At 71.0% G+C, this 17,166-nt stretch carries 16 protein-coding genes; 15 read left to right on the top strand and 1 reads right to left on the bottom strand.

The window, feature by feature from the left end:
* The 4 genes from rho to ABD298_RS04575 all read left to right on the top strand — a co-directional run.
* Window positions 1-1,946, top strand: a 1,946-nt coding sequence (gene rho / locus ABD298_RS04590) for a transcription termination factor Rho (protein ID WP_344298469.1), incomplete at its 5' end; no start/stop codon positions are given.
* A gap of 115 nt (window positions 1,947-2,061) precedes the next feature.
* A complete protein-coding gene (gene prfA / locus ABD298_RS04585; protein WP_344298468.1) occupies window positions 2,062-3,135 on the top strand; it encodes a peptide chain release factor 1 in 1,074 nt (357 codons plus the stop codon).
* On the top strand, window positions 3,132-4,091 hold the full coding sequence (prmC, locus tag ABD298_RS04580; RefSeq protein WP_344298467.1) for a peptide chain release factor N(5)-glutamine methyltransferase: 960 nt from the start codon (window positions 3,132-3,134) through the stop codon (window positions 4,089-4,091). Before prfA ends, prmC begins: the two co-directional genes overlap by 4 nt.
* 27 nt (window positions 4,092-4,118) lie before the next feature.
* Window positions 4,119-4,958 carry an L-threonylcarbamoyladenylate synthase gene (locus ABD298_RS04575; protein ID WP_425564307.1) on the top strand — a complete coding sequence of 280 codons (840 nt, stop codon included), beginning with the start codon at window positions 4,119-4,121 and terminating at the stop codon, window positions 4,956-4,958.
* Here the strand turns inward: ABD298_RS04575 and ABD298_RS04570 are convergent.
* A complete protein-coding gene (locus tag ABD298_RS04570) occupies window positions 4,955-5,980 on the bottom strand; it encodes an NAD-dependent epimerase/dehydratase family protein (RefSeq protein ID WP_344298465.1) in 1,026 nt (341 codons plus the stop codon). The genes ABD298_RS04575 and ABD298_RS04570 overlap by 4 nt on opposite strands.
* A gap of 90 nt (window positions 5,981-6,070) precedes the next feature.
* Here ABD298_RS04570 and ABD298_RS04565 point away from each other — a divergent pair, with 90 nt between their 5' ends.
* From ABD298_RS04565 to ABD298_RS04515, 11 genes are all read left to right on the top strand, one after another.
* Window positions 6,071-7,870: a glycosyltransferase gene (locus ABD298_RS04565; RefSeq protein ID WP_344298464.1), complete on the top strand. Its 1,800-nt coding sequence runs from the start codon at window positions 6,071-6,073 to the stop codon at window positions 7,868-7,870.
* Window positions 7,871-7,991: 121 nt separating this feature from the next.
* Complete coding sequence (locus tag ABD298_RS04560; protein ID WP_344298463.1) at window positions 7,992-9,923, top strand: polysaccharide biosynthesis protein; 1,932 nt, start codon at window positions 7,992-7,994, stop codon at window positions 9,921-9,923.
* A complete protein-coding gene (locus ABD298_RS04555) occupies window positions 9,920-10,936 on the top strand; it encodes an MraY family glycosyltransferase (RefSeq protein WP_344298462.1) in 1,017 nt (338 codons plus the stop codon). The genes ABD298_RS04560 and ABD298_RS04555 overlap by 4 nt, the downstream gene beginning before the upstream one ends.
* A 148-nt stretch (window positions 10,937-11,084) precedes the next feature.
* The gene (locus ABD298_RS04550) at window positions 11,085-11,564 is read left to right on the top strand and encodes a hypothetical protein (RefSeq protein ID WP_344298461.1); all 480 of its coding nucleotides are present in this window, start codon (window positions 11,085-11,087) and stop codon (window positions 11,562-11,564) included.
* Complete coding sequence (locus ABD298_RS04545; RefSeq protein ID WP_255405228.1) at window positions 11,557-11,838, top strand: AtpZ/AtpI family protein; 282 nt, start codon at window positions 11,557-11,559, stop codon at window positions 11,836-11,838. Before ABD298_RS04550 ends, ABD298_RS04545 begins: the two co-directional genes overlap by 8 nt.
* Window positions 11,839-11,925: 87 nt before the next feature.
* The gene (gene atpB / locus ABD298_RS04540) at window positions 11,926-12,723 is read left to right on the top strand and encodes a F0F1 ATP synthase subunit A (RefSeq protein ID WP_344298460.1); all 798 of its coding nucleotides are present in this window, start codon (window positions 11,926-11,928) and stop codon (window positions 12,721-12,723) included.
* 69 nt (window positions 12,724-12,792) lie between these two features.
* On the top strand, window positions 12,793-12,996 hold the full coding sequence (gene atpE / locus ABD298_RS04535; RefSeq protein ID WP_066498570.1) for an ATP synthase F0 subunit C: 204 nt from the start codon (window positions 12,793-12,795) through the stop codon (window positions 12,994-12,996).
* Between the two features lie 53 nt (window positions 12,997-13,049).
* A complete protein-coding gene (locus tag ABD298_RS04530; protein ID WP_344298458.1) occupies window positions 13,050-13,601 on the top strand; it encodes a F0F1 ATP synthase subunit B in 552 nt (183 codons plus the stop codon).
* Window positions 13,601-14,434: a F0F1 ATP synthase subunit delta gene (locus tag ABD298_RS04525; RefSeq protein ID WP_344298457.1), complete on the top strand. Its 834-nt coding sequence runs from the start codon at window positions 13,601-13,603 to the stop codon at window positions 14,432-14,434. Before ABD298_RS04530 ends, ABD298_RS04525 begins: the two co-directional genes overlap by 1 nt.
* A gap of 86 nt (window positions 14,435-14,520) precedes the next feature.
* Window positions 14,521-16,158 (top strand): F0F1 ATP synthase subunit alpha, encoded by a 1,638-nt coding sequence (gene atpA / locus ABD298_RS04520; RefSeq protein WP_344298456.1) that lies wholly within the window; start codon window positions 14,521-14,523, stop codon window positions 16,156-16,158.
* Window positions 16,159-16,235: 77 nt separating this feature from the next.
* The gene (locus ABD298_RS04515) at window positions 16,236-17,126 is read left to right on the top strand and encodes a F0F1 ATP synthase subunit gamma (protein WP_344298455.1); all 891 of its coding nucleotides are present in this window, start codon (window positions 16,236-16,238) and stop codon (window positions 17,124-17,126) included.
* Window positions 17,127-17,166 lie beyond the last annotated feature (40 nt).

Genomic DNA, 17,166 nt, shown 5'->3' with positions numbered 1-17,166 from the left:
GCGAGGCTCCGGCCGCCGAGGCCGCCGCGACCGCGGCTGCCGAGCCGGCCGCTGCCGCCGAGGCCCCCGCGGCCGAGCCCGCCCCCCGCGCCCGGCGCAGCCGCCGTCGTGCGGGGAGCGACGGCGTCGTGACCCCCGCGGCCGAAGGCCAGTCCGCACTGCTCGAGGCGCCCGCCCCTGCCGCGGCCCCCGCCTCCGAGGCGTCGGTCGCGCAAGCCGCTCCCGTCGAGGCTGCCGCCCCGAGCGAGGCGCCGGCTGAGCCGACGCGCCCGGCCCGCAGCCGCGGCCGCAGCCGCCGCGCTGAGGCCGCTCAGGGCTCCGGCACCGAGACTGCTGCCCCCGAGCAGCGCGCTCAGGCGCCTGCAGAGGCTCACGCTGAGGCGCCGGCGGAGGCGCCCCAGAAGGCCGCCGAGCCCGAGCGCGCTGCCCAGCAGCCCGCCGAGGCCCCGCAGCAGGAGGCCGGCGAGGGCCGCCAGCGCCGTGGCCGTGAGGGCCGCGAGCGGTCGGACCGCCAGGAGGGCCAGGAGCGCCAGAGCCGGCGCGAGGAGGGTCAGGAGCGCCAGAGCCGGCGCGACGAGGGCCAGGAGCGCCAGAGCCGGCGCGACGAGGGCGACGGCGACGAGGGCGGCTCGCGCCGTTCACGCCGCTCGCGCCGCGGCCGCGACCGCGACGGCGGCGAGCAGGGCGGCCGCAACGAGCGGTTCCGCGACCGCAACGAGCGCCGGCGCGGCCGCAGCGCGGGCCCGGACGTCGATGACACCGAGGTGACCGAGGACGACGTCCTGGTCCCTGTCGCGGGCATCCTCGACGTCCTCGAGAACTACGCCTTCATCCGCACCTCCGGCTACCTGCCCGGTCCCAACGACGTCTACGTGCCGCTCGCCCAGGTCAAGAAGCACGGCCTGCGCAAGGGTGACGCGGTGGTCGGCGCCATCCGCGCCCCGCGCGACGGCGAGGAGAACCGCCAGCAGCAGGGCGGCCGCCAGAAGTTCAACGCCCTCGTGCGGGTCACGAGCGTCAACGGCAAGAGCCCCGAGGAGATGAAGGGCCGGGTCGAGTTCACCAAGCTCGTCCCGCTGTACCCCTCCGAGCGCCTGCGCCTCGAGACCGACCCGAAGAAGATCGGCCCGCGCGTCATCGACCTCGTGGCACCGATCGGCAAGGGCCAGCGCGGCCTCATCGTCTCCCCGCCGAAGGCCGGCAAGACGCTCATCCTGCAGTCCATCGCGAACGCGATCACGGTGAACAACCCCGAGGTCCACCTGATGATGGTGCTCGTCGACGAGCGTCCCGAAGAGGTCACCGACATGCAGCGCTCGGTGAAGGGCGAGGTCATCGCCTCGACCTTCGACCGCCCGGCCGACGACCACACGACGGTGGCCGAGCTCGCGATCGAGCGCGCCAAGCGCCTCGTCGAGATGGGCATGGACGTCGTGGTGCTGCTCGACTCGATGACCCGGCTCGGCCGCGCGTACAACCTCGCCGCCCCGGCCTCGGGTCGCATCCTCTCCGGCGGTGTCGACTCGGCCGCGCTGTACCCGCCGAAGCGCTTCTTCGGCGCCGCGCGGAACATCGAGAACGGCGGCTCGCTGACCATCCTCGCCACGGCGCTCGTCGAGACGGGCTCCAAGATGGATGAGGTGATCTTCGAGGAGTTCAAGGGCACCGGCAACATGGAGCTGCGGCTGTCCCGCGCCCTCGCCGACAAGCGCATCTTCCCGGCCGTGGACGTCAACGCGTCCGGCACGCGCCGCGAGGAGAACCTGCTCTCGCCGGAGGAAGTCAAGATCATGTGGCGCCTGCGCCGCGTGCTCTCCGGCCTCGACACCCAGCAGGCGCTCGAGCTGCTCACCACGAAGATCCGCGAGACGGGCTCGAACGTCGAGTTCCTCCTCCAGGTGCAGAAGACGACGCTCGCCTCGAAGGGCGAGAACGACAAGCACTAGCTGACCCGAACGGCGGCCGGCCCGGTACCCCCGGTGCCGGCCGCCGTCGTCGTGGCACCGGGATGCGCCCGGGTGCGAGAATCAGGCAGCTGACTGACCCAGAAAGGCCCCCGACATGTTCGAGTCCGTGCAAGGACTGCTGGACGAGCACGCAGACCTGCAGAAGGAGCTGAGCGACCCCGCGGTCTACCAGGACCAGGCACGTGCCAGGAAGCTCGGCCGGCGCTCGGCGCAGCTCAACGGCATCGTCGAGGCCTACAACCGCTGGAAGCAGCTCGACGACGACCTCGAGGCCGCCCGCGAGATGGCGGCGGAGGACCCGGACTTCGCGAGCGAGGTCGCCTCCATCGAGGAGCAGTTGCCGGCCGCCCAGGAGAGGCTGCGGCGCCTGCTCATCCCGCGCGATCCCAACGATGCCCGCAACGTGATCCTTGAGGTCAAGGGCGGCGAGGGGGGCGACGAGGCGGCGCTCTTCGCAGCGGACCTGACCCGCATGTACACGCGTTATGCGGAGTCCAAGGGCTGGAAGACCGAGGTGCTCTCGTCGACCGAGTCGGACCTCGGCGGCTACAAGGACATCCAGATCGCCATCAAGGGCTCCTCCAACGACCCTGCCGAGGGCGTCTTCGCGCACCTCAAGTTCGAGGGCGGTGTGCACCGCGTCCAGAGGGTGCCCGTGACCGAGTCGCAGGGCCGCATCCACACCTCCGCCGCGGGAGTCCTCGTCTTTCCCGAGGTCGACGAGCCGGAGGAGATCGAGATCAGCCAGAACGACCTGAAGATCGACGTCTACCGGTCCTCGGGCCCCGGCGGCCAGAGCGTCAACACGACCGACTCGGCCGTGCGTATCACCCATCTGCCCACCGGGATCGTGGTGGCGATGCAGAATGAGAAGTCGCAGCTGCAGAACCGCGAGGCCGCGATGCGCGTACTCCGCTCGCGCCTCCTGGCCCACCAGCAGGAGCAGATCGACGCCGAGAACGCGGAGGCCCGCAAGTCCCAGGTCCGCACCATGGACCGGTCGGAGCGCATCCGCACCTACAACTTCCCGGAGAACCGCATCGCGGACCACCGCACGGGATACAAGGCATACAACCTCGACGCCGTCATGAACGGCGACCTCGGGCCCGTGATCCAGTCCTGCATCGACATGGATGAGCAGGCGCGGCTCGACGCGATCGGCGAATGACCGCTGGCGCCGGGAGCGGCGTGGAGGAGCCCCGGGACCTCGGGGAAGCGCTGCGGCGCGCCGCGGCGCTCCTGGCCGAGGCCGGCGTCCCGAGTCCGCGCGCGGACGCCGAGCACCTCGCCGAGCACCTGCTGGCGGGCGAGCTCGCCGGCGGTGGACTCGGGCGCCTGCGCGCCCTCGCGATCATGGGCACGCCGCTCCCGGTGGGCTTCTGGGACGCCTTCTGGGAACTTGTCGCAGAGCGTGCCCGCCGGGTCCCGCTGCAGCACCTCACCGGAGTCGCACACTTCCGGCACCTCACGCTCGCGGTCGGCCCCGGAGTCTTCGTCCCGCGCCCGGAGACGGAGGGGGTGGTGCAGCTCGCGCTCGACTGGATTGCCGAGCACTTCCCGACCCCAGCGCACGACGCCGCCGCCCCGCCTCGGGCTCGGCGGGGACCGGTCGTCGTCGACCTCGGAACCGGCTCGGGGGCGATCGCCGCGTCGATCGCGCACGAGGTGCCCACCGCCGTCGTGCACGCGGTCGAGCTCTCCGAGCTCGCCCACGCCTGGGCGGCCCGCAACCTCGCCGCGGAGGCGACCGGCGGCCGCGTGCGGCTGGCACTGGGGGACCTGCGCACGGCCTTCCCAGACCTGGACGGGACGGTCGACGTGGTGGTGTCCAACCCGCCGTACATCCCGCCGGGCATGGTCCCGCGCGAGCCGGAGGCTGCCGAGCACGATCCGGAGATGGCGCTCTACGGCGGGGCCGAGGGCGGCCTCGAGCTGCCGCTCGCCGCGGCCGCGACCGCGACGAGGCTCCTGAAGCCCGGCGGCTTCTTCGTCATGGAGCACGCGGAGGTCCAGGCCGAGCGGCTCGCCGCGGTCCTCGGCGCGGACCCGGCGTGGACCGACGTGCGCTCCCACACGGACCTCAACGGCCTCCCGCGGTCCACGAGCGCGGTCCGTGCCGGGTGAGTCCGGGCGCGTGGAAGAATGTTCGCCGTGACGACGACGAGCTACAACTGCACCGACCCTGAACAGCGCGCCGAAGGGCTTGCCCACGCCCAGCGCGCGATCGCAGCGAAGCAGTGCGTCGTGATGCCCACCGACACGGTGTACGGCATTGCGGCGGACGCGTTCTCGGCCCAGGCGGTCGCGACGCTCCTCGCCGCGAAGGGCCGCGGCCGCTCGATGCCGCCGCCCGTGCTCATCCCGCGCCTGCAGACGATGGACGGCCTCGCGACCGAGGTCCCCGCGGCCGCACGCGCCCTCGCGGAGAAGTTCTGGCCCGGGCCGCTCACGCTCATCCTCCACGCGCAGCCGTCCCTCACGTGGGACCTGGGCGAGACGAAGGGGACCGTCGCCCTCCGCATCCCGGACGACGAGCTGGCCCAGGCCCTTCTGACCATCACCGGCCCGCTCGCCGTCTCGAGCGCGAACCGCACCGGGCACGCGGCGGCCCAAACTGCGGCCGAGGCCCGCGAGCAGCTCGCTGAGAGTGTCGAGGTGTACCTCGAGGACGGCACCAGGCCGGTGGCCGGGTCGGATGCCGGGGGCACGGACGCGGCGGGGCAGGGCGGCGTCCCCTCCACGATCGTGGACTGCACGGGGGAGCGGCTGAAAGTCGTGCGCCAGGGAGCGCTCCCGCTCGCGGCCCTGCGCGAGGTGGCCCCGGACGTCCTGGGCCTGGGCGAGGAGCCGGAGCCGGCCGCCGAGGAGCCCAGTACGGGTTCCGGCGGGGCCGAGCCGGCTGCCGAGGAGCCGGAGCCGGCCGAGGAGCCCGGCGAGCGCCAGACCCCGACCGCGGGGCCGGCGGAAGCCCCCGGGGGAGCCTCCGGCTAGCGTTCCCCGGAGCCGGAGCCGGAGCCGGAGCCGGAGCCGGGGGCGGCCTGCCGCAGGACCTGCTCGGCCCGGGGAGTCGGCAGCACGCCGTTGGCCTCGGCCCAGCCGGATTCCTGCGCCTGGCCGAACCACATGACCTCGGCCCTTCGCACGGGGCCGTGGAGGGACTCCCCGGCGACCTTCGACACGGCGAATCCGGTCCGGACCGCGGCGCGGCACAGCCACGCCGGCACCCGGGCAGGCTCGCGGCCCCCGGCCGCGGCGAGCGCCTCCCGCACGGACAGGCCCTCCCACGGCTGCAGGAGCACCGTCTGGTCCGGGCGGCGGAGCCCCACGTCCACGACGAACTGGGACAGGGCCGGCAGCGAGCTCACGGGCGACGGCGCGTCCCCGGCCCCGGCGACCGACGCGAGCGGCGAGGAGGCGACGCGGGCGAACGACGCCGTCGTGCGCCGGCCGGCTCCCTGGACGCTCGTGGCGCGGACGATGCTCAGCATCCCGTCGGGGAGCCGGGGCTGCAGGGCTCGGAGTGCGGCCTCGCCCAGCGCCTTCGAGCGCGAGTACGGCGAGAAGGGGCTCGTGTCCCACGATTCGTCGAGCACGGGACGGTATCCCTGGACGGCGGCGCTCGAAAGGTGCACGAGCCGCGCGGCCCCGGCCTCGGCGCACGCGAGCGCGAGGACCGAGGGCCACAGGGCATTCGCCCCGTAGAGGGCGTCGTCGTCGGCGGAATCAGGGGCGGCGAGGCCCGCGGCGTTCACCACGACCGCCCCGGCAGGGATGCGCGCGGCGAGGTCCGCCAGGCTGGCCGAGGCCTCGGCGTCGGCCACGACTCCGGCCGTGTCCCGCGCCGCGGTGGTGAGCCGCAGTGCCCGTGCCCCGGCAGGCTCGATGCCGCGGCCGCGGAGCTCTGCGACGATGCCGCCGCCGACGAAGCCGTTCGAGCCGAAGACCCACCAGTGGGGACGCTGGATTTCGCGCGCGACCGTATTCCGCCCCGAGGGCGTGCCGTGGTGAGCCATAGGTCCATCGTAGGGGCGGCGCGGGGGCAGTGCCCGTCAAGCAGGTATCGTGAACGTGCCCGCCCCGCCGTGAGAAGGTCCCCCCACAGCATGAGCTCAACGCCCCGCGTCGTCGCCGTCGTCGTCAGCTTCAACCGCCGCGAACTGCTCGCGAAGACCCTCGCGGGGATCGCCGGAGGCACCCGGCGCCCCGACACCGTCGTCGTCGTCGACAACGCCTCCGCCGACGGCTCGGCAGACTTCGTGCGCAACCTCGAGACACCGCTGGCGATCGACCTCGTCTGCTTGGAGTCCAATGTCGGCGGCGCCGGGGGGTTCACGGTCGGGATCGAGCGGGCCGTGCTCGACCACGCCGCGGACCTCGTCTGGGTCATGGACGACGACACGGAGCCGCACGCCGAGACGCTCGCGGCCGCGGTGGACGCGTGGGAGCGCTATGCGCCCGCGCCCGAGCACCGGCCCACCGTCATGGCCAGCCGCGTCGAGTGGACCGACGGGCGGGAACATCCGATGAACACCATGGACGAGTGGTTCGCCGCGACCCCCGCCCAGCGGCGCCGCGCCGCCGCCGTCGGCGGCAAGGCCATCCGCAGCGCGTCGTTCGTCTCCTGCTTCCTCTCGGGCGACGCCGTCCGCGCGCTCGGCCTGCCGATTGCGGACTACTTCCTGTGGGGCGACGACTTCGAGTACACGACCCGGCTTGCCCGGTTCCACGACGCGGTCCAGGTGCCCGCCTCGGTCGTGACCCACCACACCAAGAAGTTCGGCACGACCGACGTCGACCCGGGCCCCCGCTTCTACTACGAGGTCCGCAACCGGTTCTGGCTGTACGGGCGGGGCCGGTCCCTCGCGCCGTGGGAGCGGCTCGCCTTCACGTTCGCGACAGCGAGGATCTGGGCGCGCACGTTCGCGAAGTCCACGGACCGCCGCACGCTCGCCGACTGCCTGGTCCGGGGCGCACGCGATGCCGGGCGGCCCCCCCGCCCCAACGCCGACGTCCTCGCGGGGGTCTACCCGCTGCGCCCGGTGCCTGACCTGCAGCCGGCGGAGGAGTTCGCGACCGGGGAGCCCTTCAGCCTCCTCATGCCCGTGTACGACGGCGACACCCCCGAGCGCTTCCGTCGTGCCCTCGCCTCCAGCACCGCCGAGCAGGAGCGGCCGCCCGCCGAGGCGGTGATCGTCCGGGACGGTCCCGTGCGCCCCGAGCTGCAGGCCGCCATCGACGACGCCGCCGCGATCGCCGGCCCGGCCACCTCCGTGCGCGTTGTGGCTCTGCCCGAGAACGTCGGGATCACGGCCGCGCTCGGGCGGGGCCTCGCGGAGTGCCGCCACGGGATCGTGGCCCGGGCCGATGCCGACGACGTCTCCGTCCCGCACCGCTTCGCCGCCCAGGTGCCCGTCATCGAGGGCGGCGCGGACCTCGTGGGCAGCGCGATGGAGGAGATCGGCGACGACGAGGCGGTCGTCCTCGCCACCCGCTCGGTCCCGACCTCGTCGCCCGAGATCCTCTCCGCCGCGCCGTTCCGGAACCCGATCTGCCACCCGACCGCCGTCTTCCGCCGCGCGGCGGCCGAGGCCGTCGGCGGGTACCAAGTCGTGCCGGCGGCCGAGGACTACTGGCTGTGGGCGCGCATGATGGCCGCGGGGGCCACTGTGCGGAACCTCGCCGAGCCGCTCGTGCGGTACCGCGTCTCTGGCGGCGCCTACGAGCGGCGCGGGGGCCTCGGCGCATTCGCGCGCGACCTCGTGGTCCAGGGCCAGCTGCACGCCGGCGGCTTCATCACAGGCGGCCAGTGGTTCCGCAATGTCGCCCTGCGCGCGGCCTACCGCCTGCTGCCCACCCAGGTGCGGGCCGGCCGCTACCGGAGCATGGTTGCACCCAGGCGGTGACCGCAGGGCCGCAGAGACGCCGTCACGCGCACGGTCCACCCTGCCGACCGGAGTATCTTGGACACGCATGGGGGACGGATTCCCGCCACCCCCTCCCCAGAAGAGAGTCACTGAAATACCGATGAGCTTGTCCGCAATCCCGCCGGAGGCCCCCAGACCGGTGCTGTGGCGCTGGATCCAGTTCGCCCTCGACGCCGGAGCATGGACGCTGGCCATCCTCATGGCGGTCGTGCTGCGCTACGAGCTGACCGAGCAGACCCTCGCCCCCAACGGCGTCGTGGTCTTCAGCCTCCTGGCCATCGGCAGCCAGGCCCTCGTGGGATTCAGCATGGCCCTGTACCAGGGCCGCCACAGCTTCGGCTCCTTCGAAGAGGCCAGGCTCCTCATCGCGGTGACCATCATCGTCGCGACGATCCTCGTGCTGCTCAGCACGTTCCTGGGCTTTACGCTCCAGATCCCGAGGAGCACGGGCGTCATCGCGTTCCCCTTCGCCGCCCTCTTCATGGCGGCGACGCGCTACGTCAAGCGCATGTTCGTCGAGAGCAAGCAGAAGCCCGGCGCGAATGCGCAGCAGGCGCTCATCTACGGCGCCGGCTTCCTCGGGACCAACCTCGTCACGCGGATGATGCAGGACCCGGCGTCGCCGTACTTCCCCGCCGGCTTCGTCGACGACGATCCCGCCAAGAAGCACCTCCGCGTCTCCTCGGTCCAGGTCCTCGGCACCGGGGAGGACCTCCCCGAGCTCATCAGGCGCACGCGGGCGACGGTGCTCATCCTCGCCTTCGCCGCCGCGGACTCGGCGTTCATCCGCGGAGTCTCGGACCGCGTCGCCGGGCTCGGCGTGAAGGTCCTCGTCCTGCCCCCGCTGAAGGACATGCTCGGCGGCGGGGACCACAGCGTCACCGACTTCCGCGAAGTGGACGTCGAGGACCTCATCGGCCGCCGCCCCGTGGACATCAAGGTGGAGGAGATCGCCGGGTACATCACCGGCAAGCGCGTCCTCGTGACCGGCGCAGGAGGTTCGATCGGCTCCGAGCTGTGCCGCCAGATCCACCCGTTCGCCCCCGCCGAGCTGATCATGGTGGACCACGACGAGACCGCCCTCCAGGCCACCCAGATCTCGATGACCGGGCGCGGGCTGCTCGACGGCCGGGACACCGTGCTCGCGAGCATCCGGGACGCCGGGTCCCTGGCTGAGGTCTTCCGCGAACGCCGGCCCGAGGTCGTGTTCCACGCCGCGGCGCTCAAGCACGCCCCCCTCCTGCAGCAGTACCCGGCCGAGGCCTGGAAGACGAACGTGCTGGGCACCCTCAACGTCCTGCGCGCAGCCGAGGCTGTGGGCGTCGAGGCGTTCGTGAACATCTCCACCGACAAGGCCGCCGCGCCCACGACCGTCCTCGGCCACTCCAAGCGCGTTGCCGAGCGGCTCACCGCGTGGATGGCCGGACGCACCGGCCGCCGGTACGTCTCGGTGCGCTTCGGCAACGTGATGGGCAGCCGCGGATCGATGCTGCCGTTGTTCTCCGAGCAGATCCGCAACGGCGGTCCCGTCACCGTCACCCACCCCGAGGTCACGCGCTTCTTCATGACGATCCCGGAGGCGTGCCAGCTCGTCATCCAGGCCGGGGCGATCGGCAGCGGGGGAGAGGTCCTCATCCTGGACATGGGCGAGCCCGTGCGGATCCTCGACGTCGCCCAGCGCATGATCGCCATGTCCGGCAAGGACATCGAGATCGTCTACACGGGCCTGCGCCCTGCGGAGAAGCTGCACGAGGACCTCGTCGACCCGGACGTCGTCGACGCGCGGCCCCTGCACCCGAAGATCTCCCACGCCGCCTCGGCCGGCATCGCCCCTGACCAGCTCGACTACGACCGCTGGCTCGCCGCGTGCGAGCGGAGCGAGGAGGCCATGCTCGAGGCGCAGGTCCAGGAGGAGACCGAACTCTCGCACGAGCCGGTGGCGGGTCCGGAACGGATCACGAGCCCCGAGCGAATCAGCGGGGCCGCCCGGGTCACCGGGACGGAGCCTTCCCGCCGGGCAGGCACCCCGTGAGCGTGCCGGCTGCCCTCGTCCCGGCCCTGGTGTCCGCACTGGTGGCCCTCGCCGTGAGCGCCGTGCTTCCCGTGCTCGCCCGCCCGGTCCTGTTCCGGCTCGGCGTCATCGACCTGCCTGGGGAGCGCTCCTCCCACACCCGACCGACCGTCCGGGGACTCGGCCTCACGATCGGCGCCGGCTTCCTCGCAGGGTGGGCTTCGGCCCTGGCCACCGGCGCGGCGTCCGACGGCGTGGGCCTCGCGCTGTGCATCGTCGCCGGGGCCACCGCGGCCGCCGTCGTCGGATGGACCGAGGACCTGCGCGGGCTCTCCATCGGCAGCCGCGCCGCGCTCCAGCTCGCCGTCGGCCTCGGCGGCACGCTCGCCATCCTGCTCGTGACCGGCAAGGGACTGTGGTGGCTCCCGTTCGGTGCGCTCGCTGTAGCGGCCTACATCAATGTGGCGAACTTCATGGACGGGGTCAACGGCATCTCGGGCCTCCACGGGGTCGCGGTCGGCCTGCTCTACGCCGCGGCCGGCGCAGTGACGGGGCACGCCTGGCTCGTCGCCGCCGGGGTGCTGATCGCCGCCTCGTTCGCCGGCTTCCTCCCGTGGAACATCCTGCGGGGTGCCATGTTCATGGGCGATGTCGGCAGCTACCTCCTCGGCGCAGGGATCGCCCTGACAGGGGTCGCGGCCTTCCTCGCCGAAGTGCGCCTCGAGTACGTCTTCTCTCCGGTTCTCATCTACCTCGCAGACACCTTCACGACCCTCGTGCGCCGTGCCGCTGCCGGCAAGCGGTGGTACGCCTCACACCGCGAGCACGTCTACCAGCGGCTCACCGACAACGGGCTCAGCCACGTCCAGGTCGCGCTGCTCGTCACCGCCGCGTCGGTCGCGACCGGGCTCGCGGGCTTCTATGCCGTGACCGCCCCGCCGGCAGGCAGCCTCGTCGCCCAGGTGGGCGCCGCCGCCGTCGTCATCGCCTACCTGACCTCCCCGCTCTGGCTGCGTGTCCGCCTCGCGCGGTGACCGCCGTGCGCGGCCCACGACGGCGGCCTGCCCCGCCTCGCGCGGTGCCGGCTGGGGACGGGACGACTTCTATGGCGTGTAGAATAGGACTGCACCCCAACCCCGCCGGCCTCCTGACATGCAGGCCGCCGACGAATGGCACCAGAACATGACACGAGCGACGCGCACCGAGGGAGATTTCGGGTCCCCGGCCGCCGCCGCATCACCGTGGCTCGGCCTCGCGGCCAAGTGCACGGCGGCGTCTGCCGGTGCTGCCCTCGTCCTCGCGGCTGCGGCGCTCCTCGCCTCCGGCGCGGGCGCTGCGGGCAGTGTCCTCTTCGCGGCGGCGGTCGTCATCGCCTTCTTCGCCCTGAGCCTGCTCGCCGGCCACATCGCCGGGCGGCGCAACCCTTCGGGGGCGATCGGCGTCTTCGCCGTCGTGTACGTGCTCAAGATCGTCGGCTTCGCCGCCCTCCTGATCTGGCTCGGCACGCCGGCCTGGATCGATGGACCCTGGTTCGGCGCCTCGGGCATCGTGACGGTGGTCGTCTGGCAGGCCGTCGAGGTGTTCGTCTTCAGCCGCCTCCGGCTGCAGATCTTCGACGACGCACCCGTCCGGGATTCCGGGACGGAGGGCACCCGTGGCTGACCGCGAGGACCCCACCGGAGGCGCCTCCGGCGCCCCCGAAGGTGACGGCGGCTACAACTCCGGCATGGCCGTCTTCAGCTACGTCATTGGCGGGATCGTTGTCTGGAGTTTGATAGGGTGGGGGCTGGACAATCTCCTGAAAACACGCTGGCTCGTGCTCGCTGGCGCCCTGGTGGGGATTGCCGGCGGCATCTACCTGACCATGAAGCACGGCCTCCTCGCACCGCGGCGGAAGGGACCGGCAGACGGCGGTGCGCCGGAGGACGACAGCTGATGGAGCACCCGAAAATTTCACATGTGGGGGTCGAAGCCACTCGCCCCAGCATCTGCCCGACGATGGACACTGCAGAGAGGAATTGCGTTGACCCCGCTCACGCTTCCGGCCGATGACGGCGCCTTCACCCCGCCAACCCTCGAGGACATGCACCTCCCGGCCATCTTCCCGTGGGGCGAGGCCGAGGGCTTCTCGAAGCAGATGCTCCTGGTGCTCCTGTCGGTCGCCTTCATCGCGTGGTTCTTCCTCGCAGCCGCGCGCAAGGGCCAGCTCGTCCCGGGCAAGCTCCAGTTCGCTGGCGAGTACCTGTACGGCTTCGTTCGCAACTCGATTGGCAAGGACATCATCGGCGGCAAGGACTTCATGAAGTTCGTGCCCCTGCTCTTCGCGCTGTTCTTCTTCATCCTCCTGAACAACATCTACGGCGCGATCCCGTTCTTCCAGCTCCCGACGATGTCCCACGTCGGCAGCCCGTACTTCCTGGCCGCCCTCGTCTACGTCATCTGGATCGGCGTGGGCCTGCGCAAGTTCGGCCCGAAGTTCATCAAGCTCACGATCGTCCCCTCCGGCGTGCCGTGGTTCATCCTCCCGATCGTCGTGCCGATCGAGATCATCTCGAACTTCATCGTCCGCCCGATGACCCACAGCCTCCGTCTCTTCGCGACCATGCTCGCCGGCCACCTCGTCGTGGCGCTGGCAGGATCGGGCATCGCGTTCCTCATCTCGCAGGAGAGCGTGCTGCTGAAGGGCACCTCGCTCCTCGTGCTCGTCGGCGCGATCGCCATGTACATGCTTGAAGCTCTGATCATGGTCCTGCAGGCCTACGTCTTCACGCTGCTGACCGCGATCTACATCCAGGGCGCGCTGCACGCCGACGCCCACTGAGAATTCCCCCGCGAAGGGGGATGAACCGATCACTCAAACAAGCCCGCTGGGCAACCTGAAAGGAACACAATGACCGGCAACCTCAACCTCGTCGGCTATGGTCTCTCCGCCATCGGCGGTGCCATCGGCGTGGGTCTCGTCTTTGCTGCGTACATCAACGGCGTCGCCCGCCAGCCGGAGGCGCAGCGCGTCCTCCAGCCCATCGCGTTCCTGGGCCTCGCGCTGACCGAGGCGCTTGCGATCCTCGGTCTCGTGTTCGCCTTCGTGCTCTGATTTCGCACGAGGCACACACAGCCAGTACCGAGTAGATAGGAGGGGTGGAACACATGAATCAGATCATTGTCCGCGCCGCCACCGAAGGCCAGAGCAGCCCGCTCATGCCGAACTGGTGGGAGGTGCTCGTCACCGCCGTCGGTTTCGCCGTCCTTCTCTTCATCGTGGTCAAGTTCGTTGTCCCGGCGTTCGAGAAGACCTTTGCGGAGCGCGCCGAGGCCATCGAGGGTGGCATCGCCAAGGCCGAGAAGGCCCAGGCGGAGGCTTCTGCCGCCCTCGAGGAGTACAAGCAGCAGCTCACCGATGCCCGCACGGAGGCGAACCGCATCCGTGAGGAGGCCCGTGCCGAGGGCGCCCAGATCCTTGCCGAGCTCAAGGAGAAGGCCACGGCCGAGGCCCACCGCATCACCGAGCAGGCCCACGTGCAGATCGAGGCCGAGCGCCAGCAGGCGGTCGCCTCGCTGCGCGCCGAGGTCGGCACGCTGGCCACGACCCTGGCCGGCCGGATCGTCGGAGAGTCCCTCGACGACGATGCCCGTGCCGCCCGCGTGGTGGACCGCTTCCTCGACGAGCTGGAGTCCCAGAACGCAGGTGCAGCGAAGTAATGGCAGGAGTATCGAGCGAATCGCTGTCCGCCGCACTCGCGGACCTGGAGACCACGCTGCCGACGGCGTCGCTGTCGCTGGCGCGTGAGCTCTTCGGCATCGTGGGTGTCCTTGACGGCTCCGCCGGGCTCCGCCGGGCGCTGACCGATCCGTCCCGCGAGGGCTCGGAGAAGTCGGCTCTCGTGCACAGCCTGCTGGACGGCAAGGCGTCCGCTGACGCCGTCGAGATCACGGCCAAGCTGGCCGCCTCGCGCTGGGCCGACGCCCGCGATGTCAGCGATGCACTCGAGACCCTCGCCTCGACCGTGGCTATCGCCGTGGCCGAGCAGGGCGCGGGGACCGCGAGCGGACTCAGCGGCCTGGAGAAGCTGCAGAATGACCTCTTCGCGTTCAACCACGCCGTCGAAGAGAGCCACGAGCTCCAGAATGCACTGACCGAGCAGCAGGCCTCGCCCGAGGCCAAGCGTTCCCTCGCCCTCCGGCTCGTGCCGCAGGCGTCGGAGGAGGCCAAGCTCCTCATCGGCCAGGCGGCTGCCGCCCCGCGCGGGCTCAAGCCAGCGAAGCTGATCGAGAGGTTCGCAGCCCTTGCGGCCGGCCGGCAGAAGCGCTGGATCGCCGACGTCGCCGTCGCGCGCCCGCTCACCGGGTCGCAGGCTGAGCGGCTCCAGACTGGGCTCAACCGCCTCTACGGGCGGGAGCTGAAGATGAACACGACTGTGGACCCGCTGCTTGTCGGCGGACTCCGCGTGACGGTCGGCGACGAGGTGCTCGATGCCTCGACGGTGTCGCGGCTCGGTGAGCTGCGCCGTCAGCTGGCCAGCCAGGCACGCTGAGGCATCAGCACACTTCGTACCAGACAATCCGGTCATCGCAGGACCTCTTACGATGACCATGAGAATCAAGAGAGCAGGGACTGCAGATGGCCGAACTGACCATCAACGCCGACGACGTCCGCAGCGCGCTTAACGATTTCGCGGCTTCCTACGAGCCCGGGACGGCTGAGCGCGTCGAGGTCGGCCGCGTCACCACCGCCGGCGACGGCATCGCCCGTGTCGAGGGTCTCCCCTCGGTCATGGCAAACGAGCTCCTCCGCTTCGAGGATGGAACGCTCGGCCTCGCCCAGAACCTCGACGTCCGCGAGATCGGCGTCATCATCCTCGGCGACTTCGGTGGGATCGAGGAGGGCCAGGAGGTGCACCGCACCGGCCAGATCCTTTCCGTGCCCGTCGGCGACGCCTTCCTCGGCCGCGTTGTCGACCCGCTCGGCACCCCGATCGACGACCTCGGTCCGATCGCTGCCGAGGGCACTCGCGCACTCGAGCTCCAGGCCCCGGGTGTGACCCAGCGCAAGTCGGTCCACGAGCCGATGCAGACCGGCCTCAAGGCGATCGACGCCATGATCCCGATCGGCCGCGGCCAGCGCCAGCTGATCATCGGTGACCGCCAGACCGGCAAGACCGCCATCGCGGTCGACACGATCATCAACCAGAAGGCGAACTGGGCCTCGGGCGACACCACGAAGCAGGTCCGCTGCATCTACGTCGCAATCGGCCAGAAGGCCTCGACGATCGCGGCCGTGCGCCAGACCCTCGAGGACCACGGTGCCCTCGAGTACACCACGATCGTGGCGTCGCCGGCCTCGGACCCCGCCGGCTTCAAGTACCTCGCTCCGTACGCCGGCTCGGCCATCGGCCAGCACTGGATGTACGGCGGCAAGCACGTCCTCATCATCTTCGATGACCTCTCGAAGCAGGCCGAGGCATACCGTGCGGTGTCCCTCCTCCTGCGCCGCCCGCCGGGCCGCGAGGCGTACCCGGGCGACGTGTTCTACTTGCACTCCCGCCTCCTCGAGCGCTGCGCGAAGCTCTCGGACGAGCTCGGTGCGGGCTCGATGACCGGCCTGCCGATCATCGAGACCAAGGCGAACGACGTCTCGGCGTACATCCCGACCAACGTCATCTCCATCACCGACGGCCAGATCTTCCTCCAGTCGGATCTGTTCAACGCCAACCAGCGCCCGGCCGTCGACGTCGGCATCTCGGTCTCCCGTGTCGGTGGTGCCGCCCAGGTCAAGTCGATGAAGTCGGTCTCCGGCACGCTGAAGCTCGACCTCGCGCAGTACCGCGACATGCAGGCGTTCGCGATGTTCGCGTCCGACCTCGACGCCGCGTCCCGCCAGCAGCTCACCCGTGGCGCCCGCCTCATGGAGCTTCTCAAGCAGGGCCAGTACTCCCCGTACCCCGTGGAGGAGCAGGTCGTCTCCATCTGGGCCGGCACACGCGGCTACCTGGACGATGTCCCGGTCGAGGACGTCCGCCGCTTCGAGGCTGACTTCATCGACTACCTCAAGCGCAAGACGTCGATCCTCACGACGCTGGCTCAGACCGGCAAGCTCGAGGACGACACCGTCGAGGCCCTCAAGACCGCGGTGACGGAGTTCAAGAAGGGCTTCTTCGGCGAGGGCGACAACCAGCTGGTCGGCGCCGGCCACGAAGAGCACGATGCTCTTGCCGAGGGCGACGTCAACCAGGAAAAGATCGTCAAGCAGAAGCGCTGATTCCCTGCTGTTGACCGGACGGGCCGTGGCCCACAGCCGCGGCCCGTCCGGCCAGCAAGGGTGAGGAAAGGACAAGAATGGGAGCCCAGATCCGGGTCTACCGCCAGAAGATCGCATCGACGACGTCGATGCGCAAGATGTTCAAGGCGATGGAGCTGATTGCCACCTCCCGCATCGGTAAGGCGCGTGCCCGCGTGGCCGCCTCCCTGCCGTACGCGAATGCCATTACTCGCGCCGTTTCTGCTGTCTCCTCTTCGTCCGAGATCGACCACCCGCTGACCACCGAGCCCGCTCAGGTGCGGCGCGCGGCGGTGCTGGTGCTGACGGCAGACCGCGGCCAGGCCGGCGCCTACTCGGCCAGCATCCTCAAGCGGGCCGAATCGCTTGCGGAGCTGCTGCGCGAAGAGGGCAAGGAGGTGGCCACCTACCTGGTCGGCCGCAAGGGCCAGGCCTACTTCGACTTCCGCAACCGCGACTACGCGCGCGTGTGGACCGGTGGCACCGACAGCCCCGATTTCGCGACCGCACAGGAGATCAGCAAGGTCCTCCTCGAGGCCTTCGCTGAGCGCTACGAGGACGGCGGGGTCGACGAGATCCATGTCGTCTACACCCAGTTCAAGTCAATGGTGGTGCAGGAGCCGACCGTTGTCCGCCTCCTTCCCCTCGAGGTCGTCGAGGAGAACGCGGCGGACGCGAAGGACCTCCTTCCGCTGTACGAGTTCGAGCCGGAGCCCGAGCAGGTGCTCGACGCGCTCCTGCCGCGCTACATCGAGTCGCGGATCTTTGCGGCCATGCTGCAGTCGGCGGCGAGCGAGCTCGCCTCGCGCCAGCGGGCCATGAAGAACGCTGGGGACAACGCGACCGACCTGATCAAGAAGTACACGCGCCTGCGCAACACCGCCCGCCAGGCGGAGATCACGCAGGAGCTGACTGAGATCATCGCGGGCGCGGACGCCCTCAACGCCTGAGCCGCCGGCTGAGCAGGCACCACCCCATAGACTGATTCCA

Source organism: Sinomonas flava, from assembly GCF_039531875.1.
Taxonomy (GTDB): Bacteria; Actinomycetota; Actinomycetes; order Actinomycetales; family Micrococcaceae; genus Sinomonas; species Sinomonas flava.
Note: the sequence above shows the minus strand (reverse complement) of the source record. Positions and strands in the feature narration are given on the sequence as shown.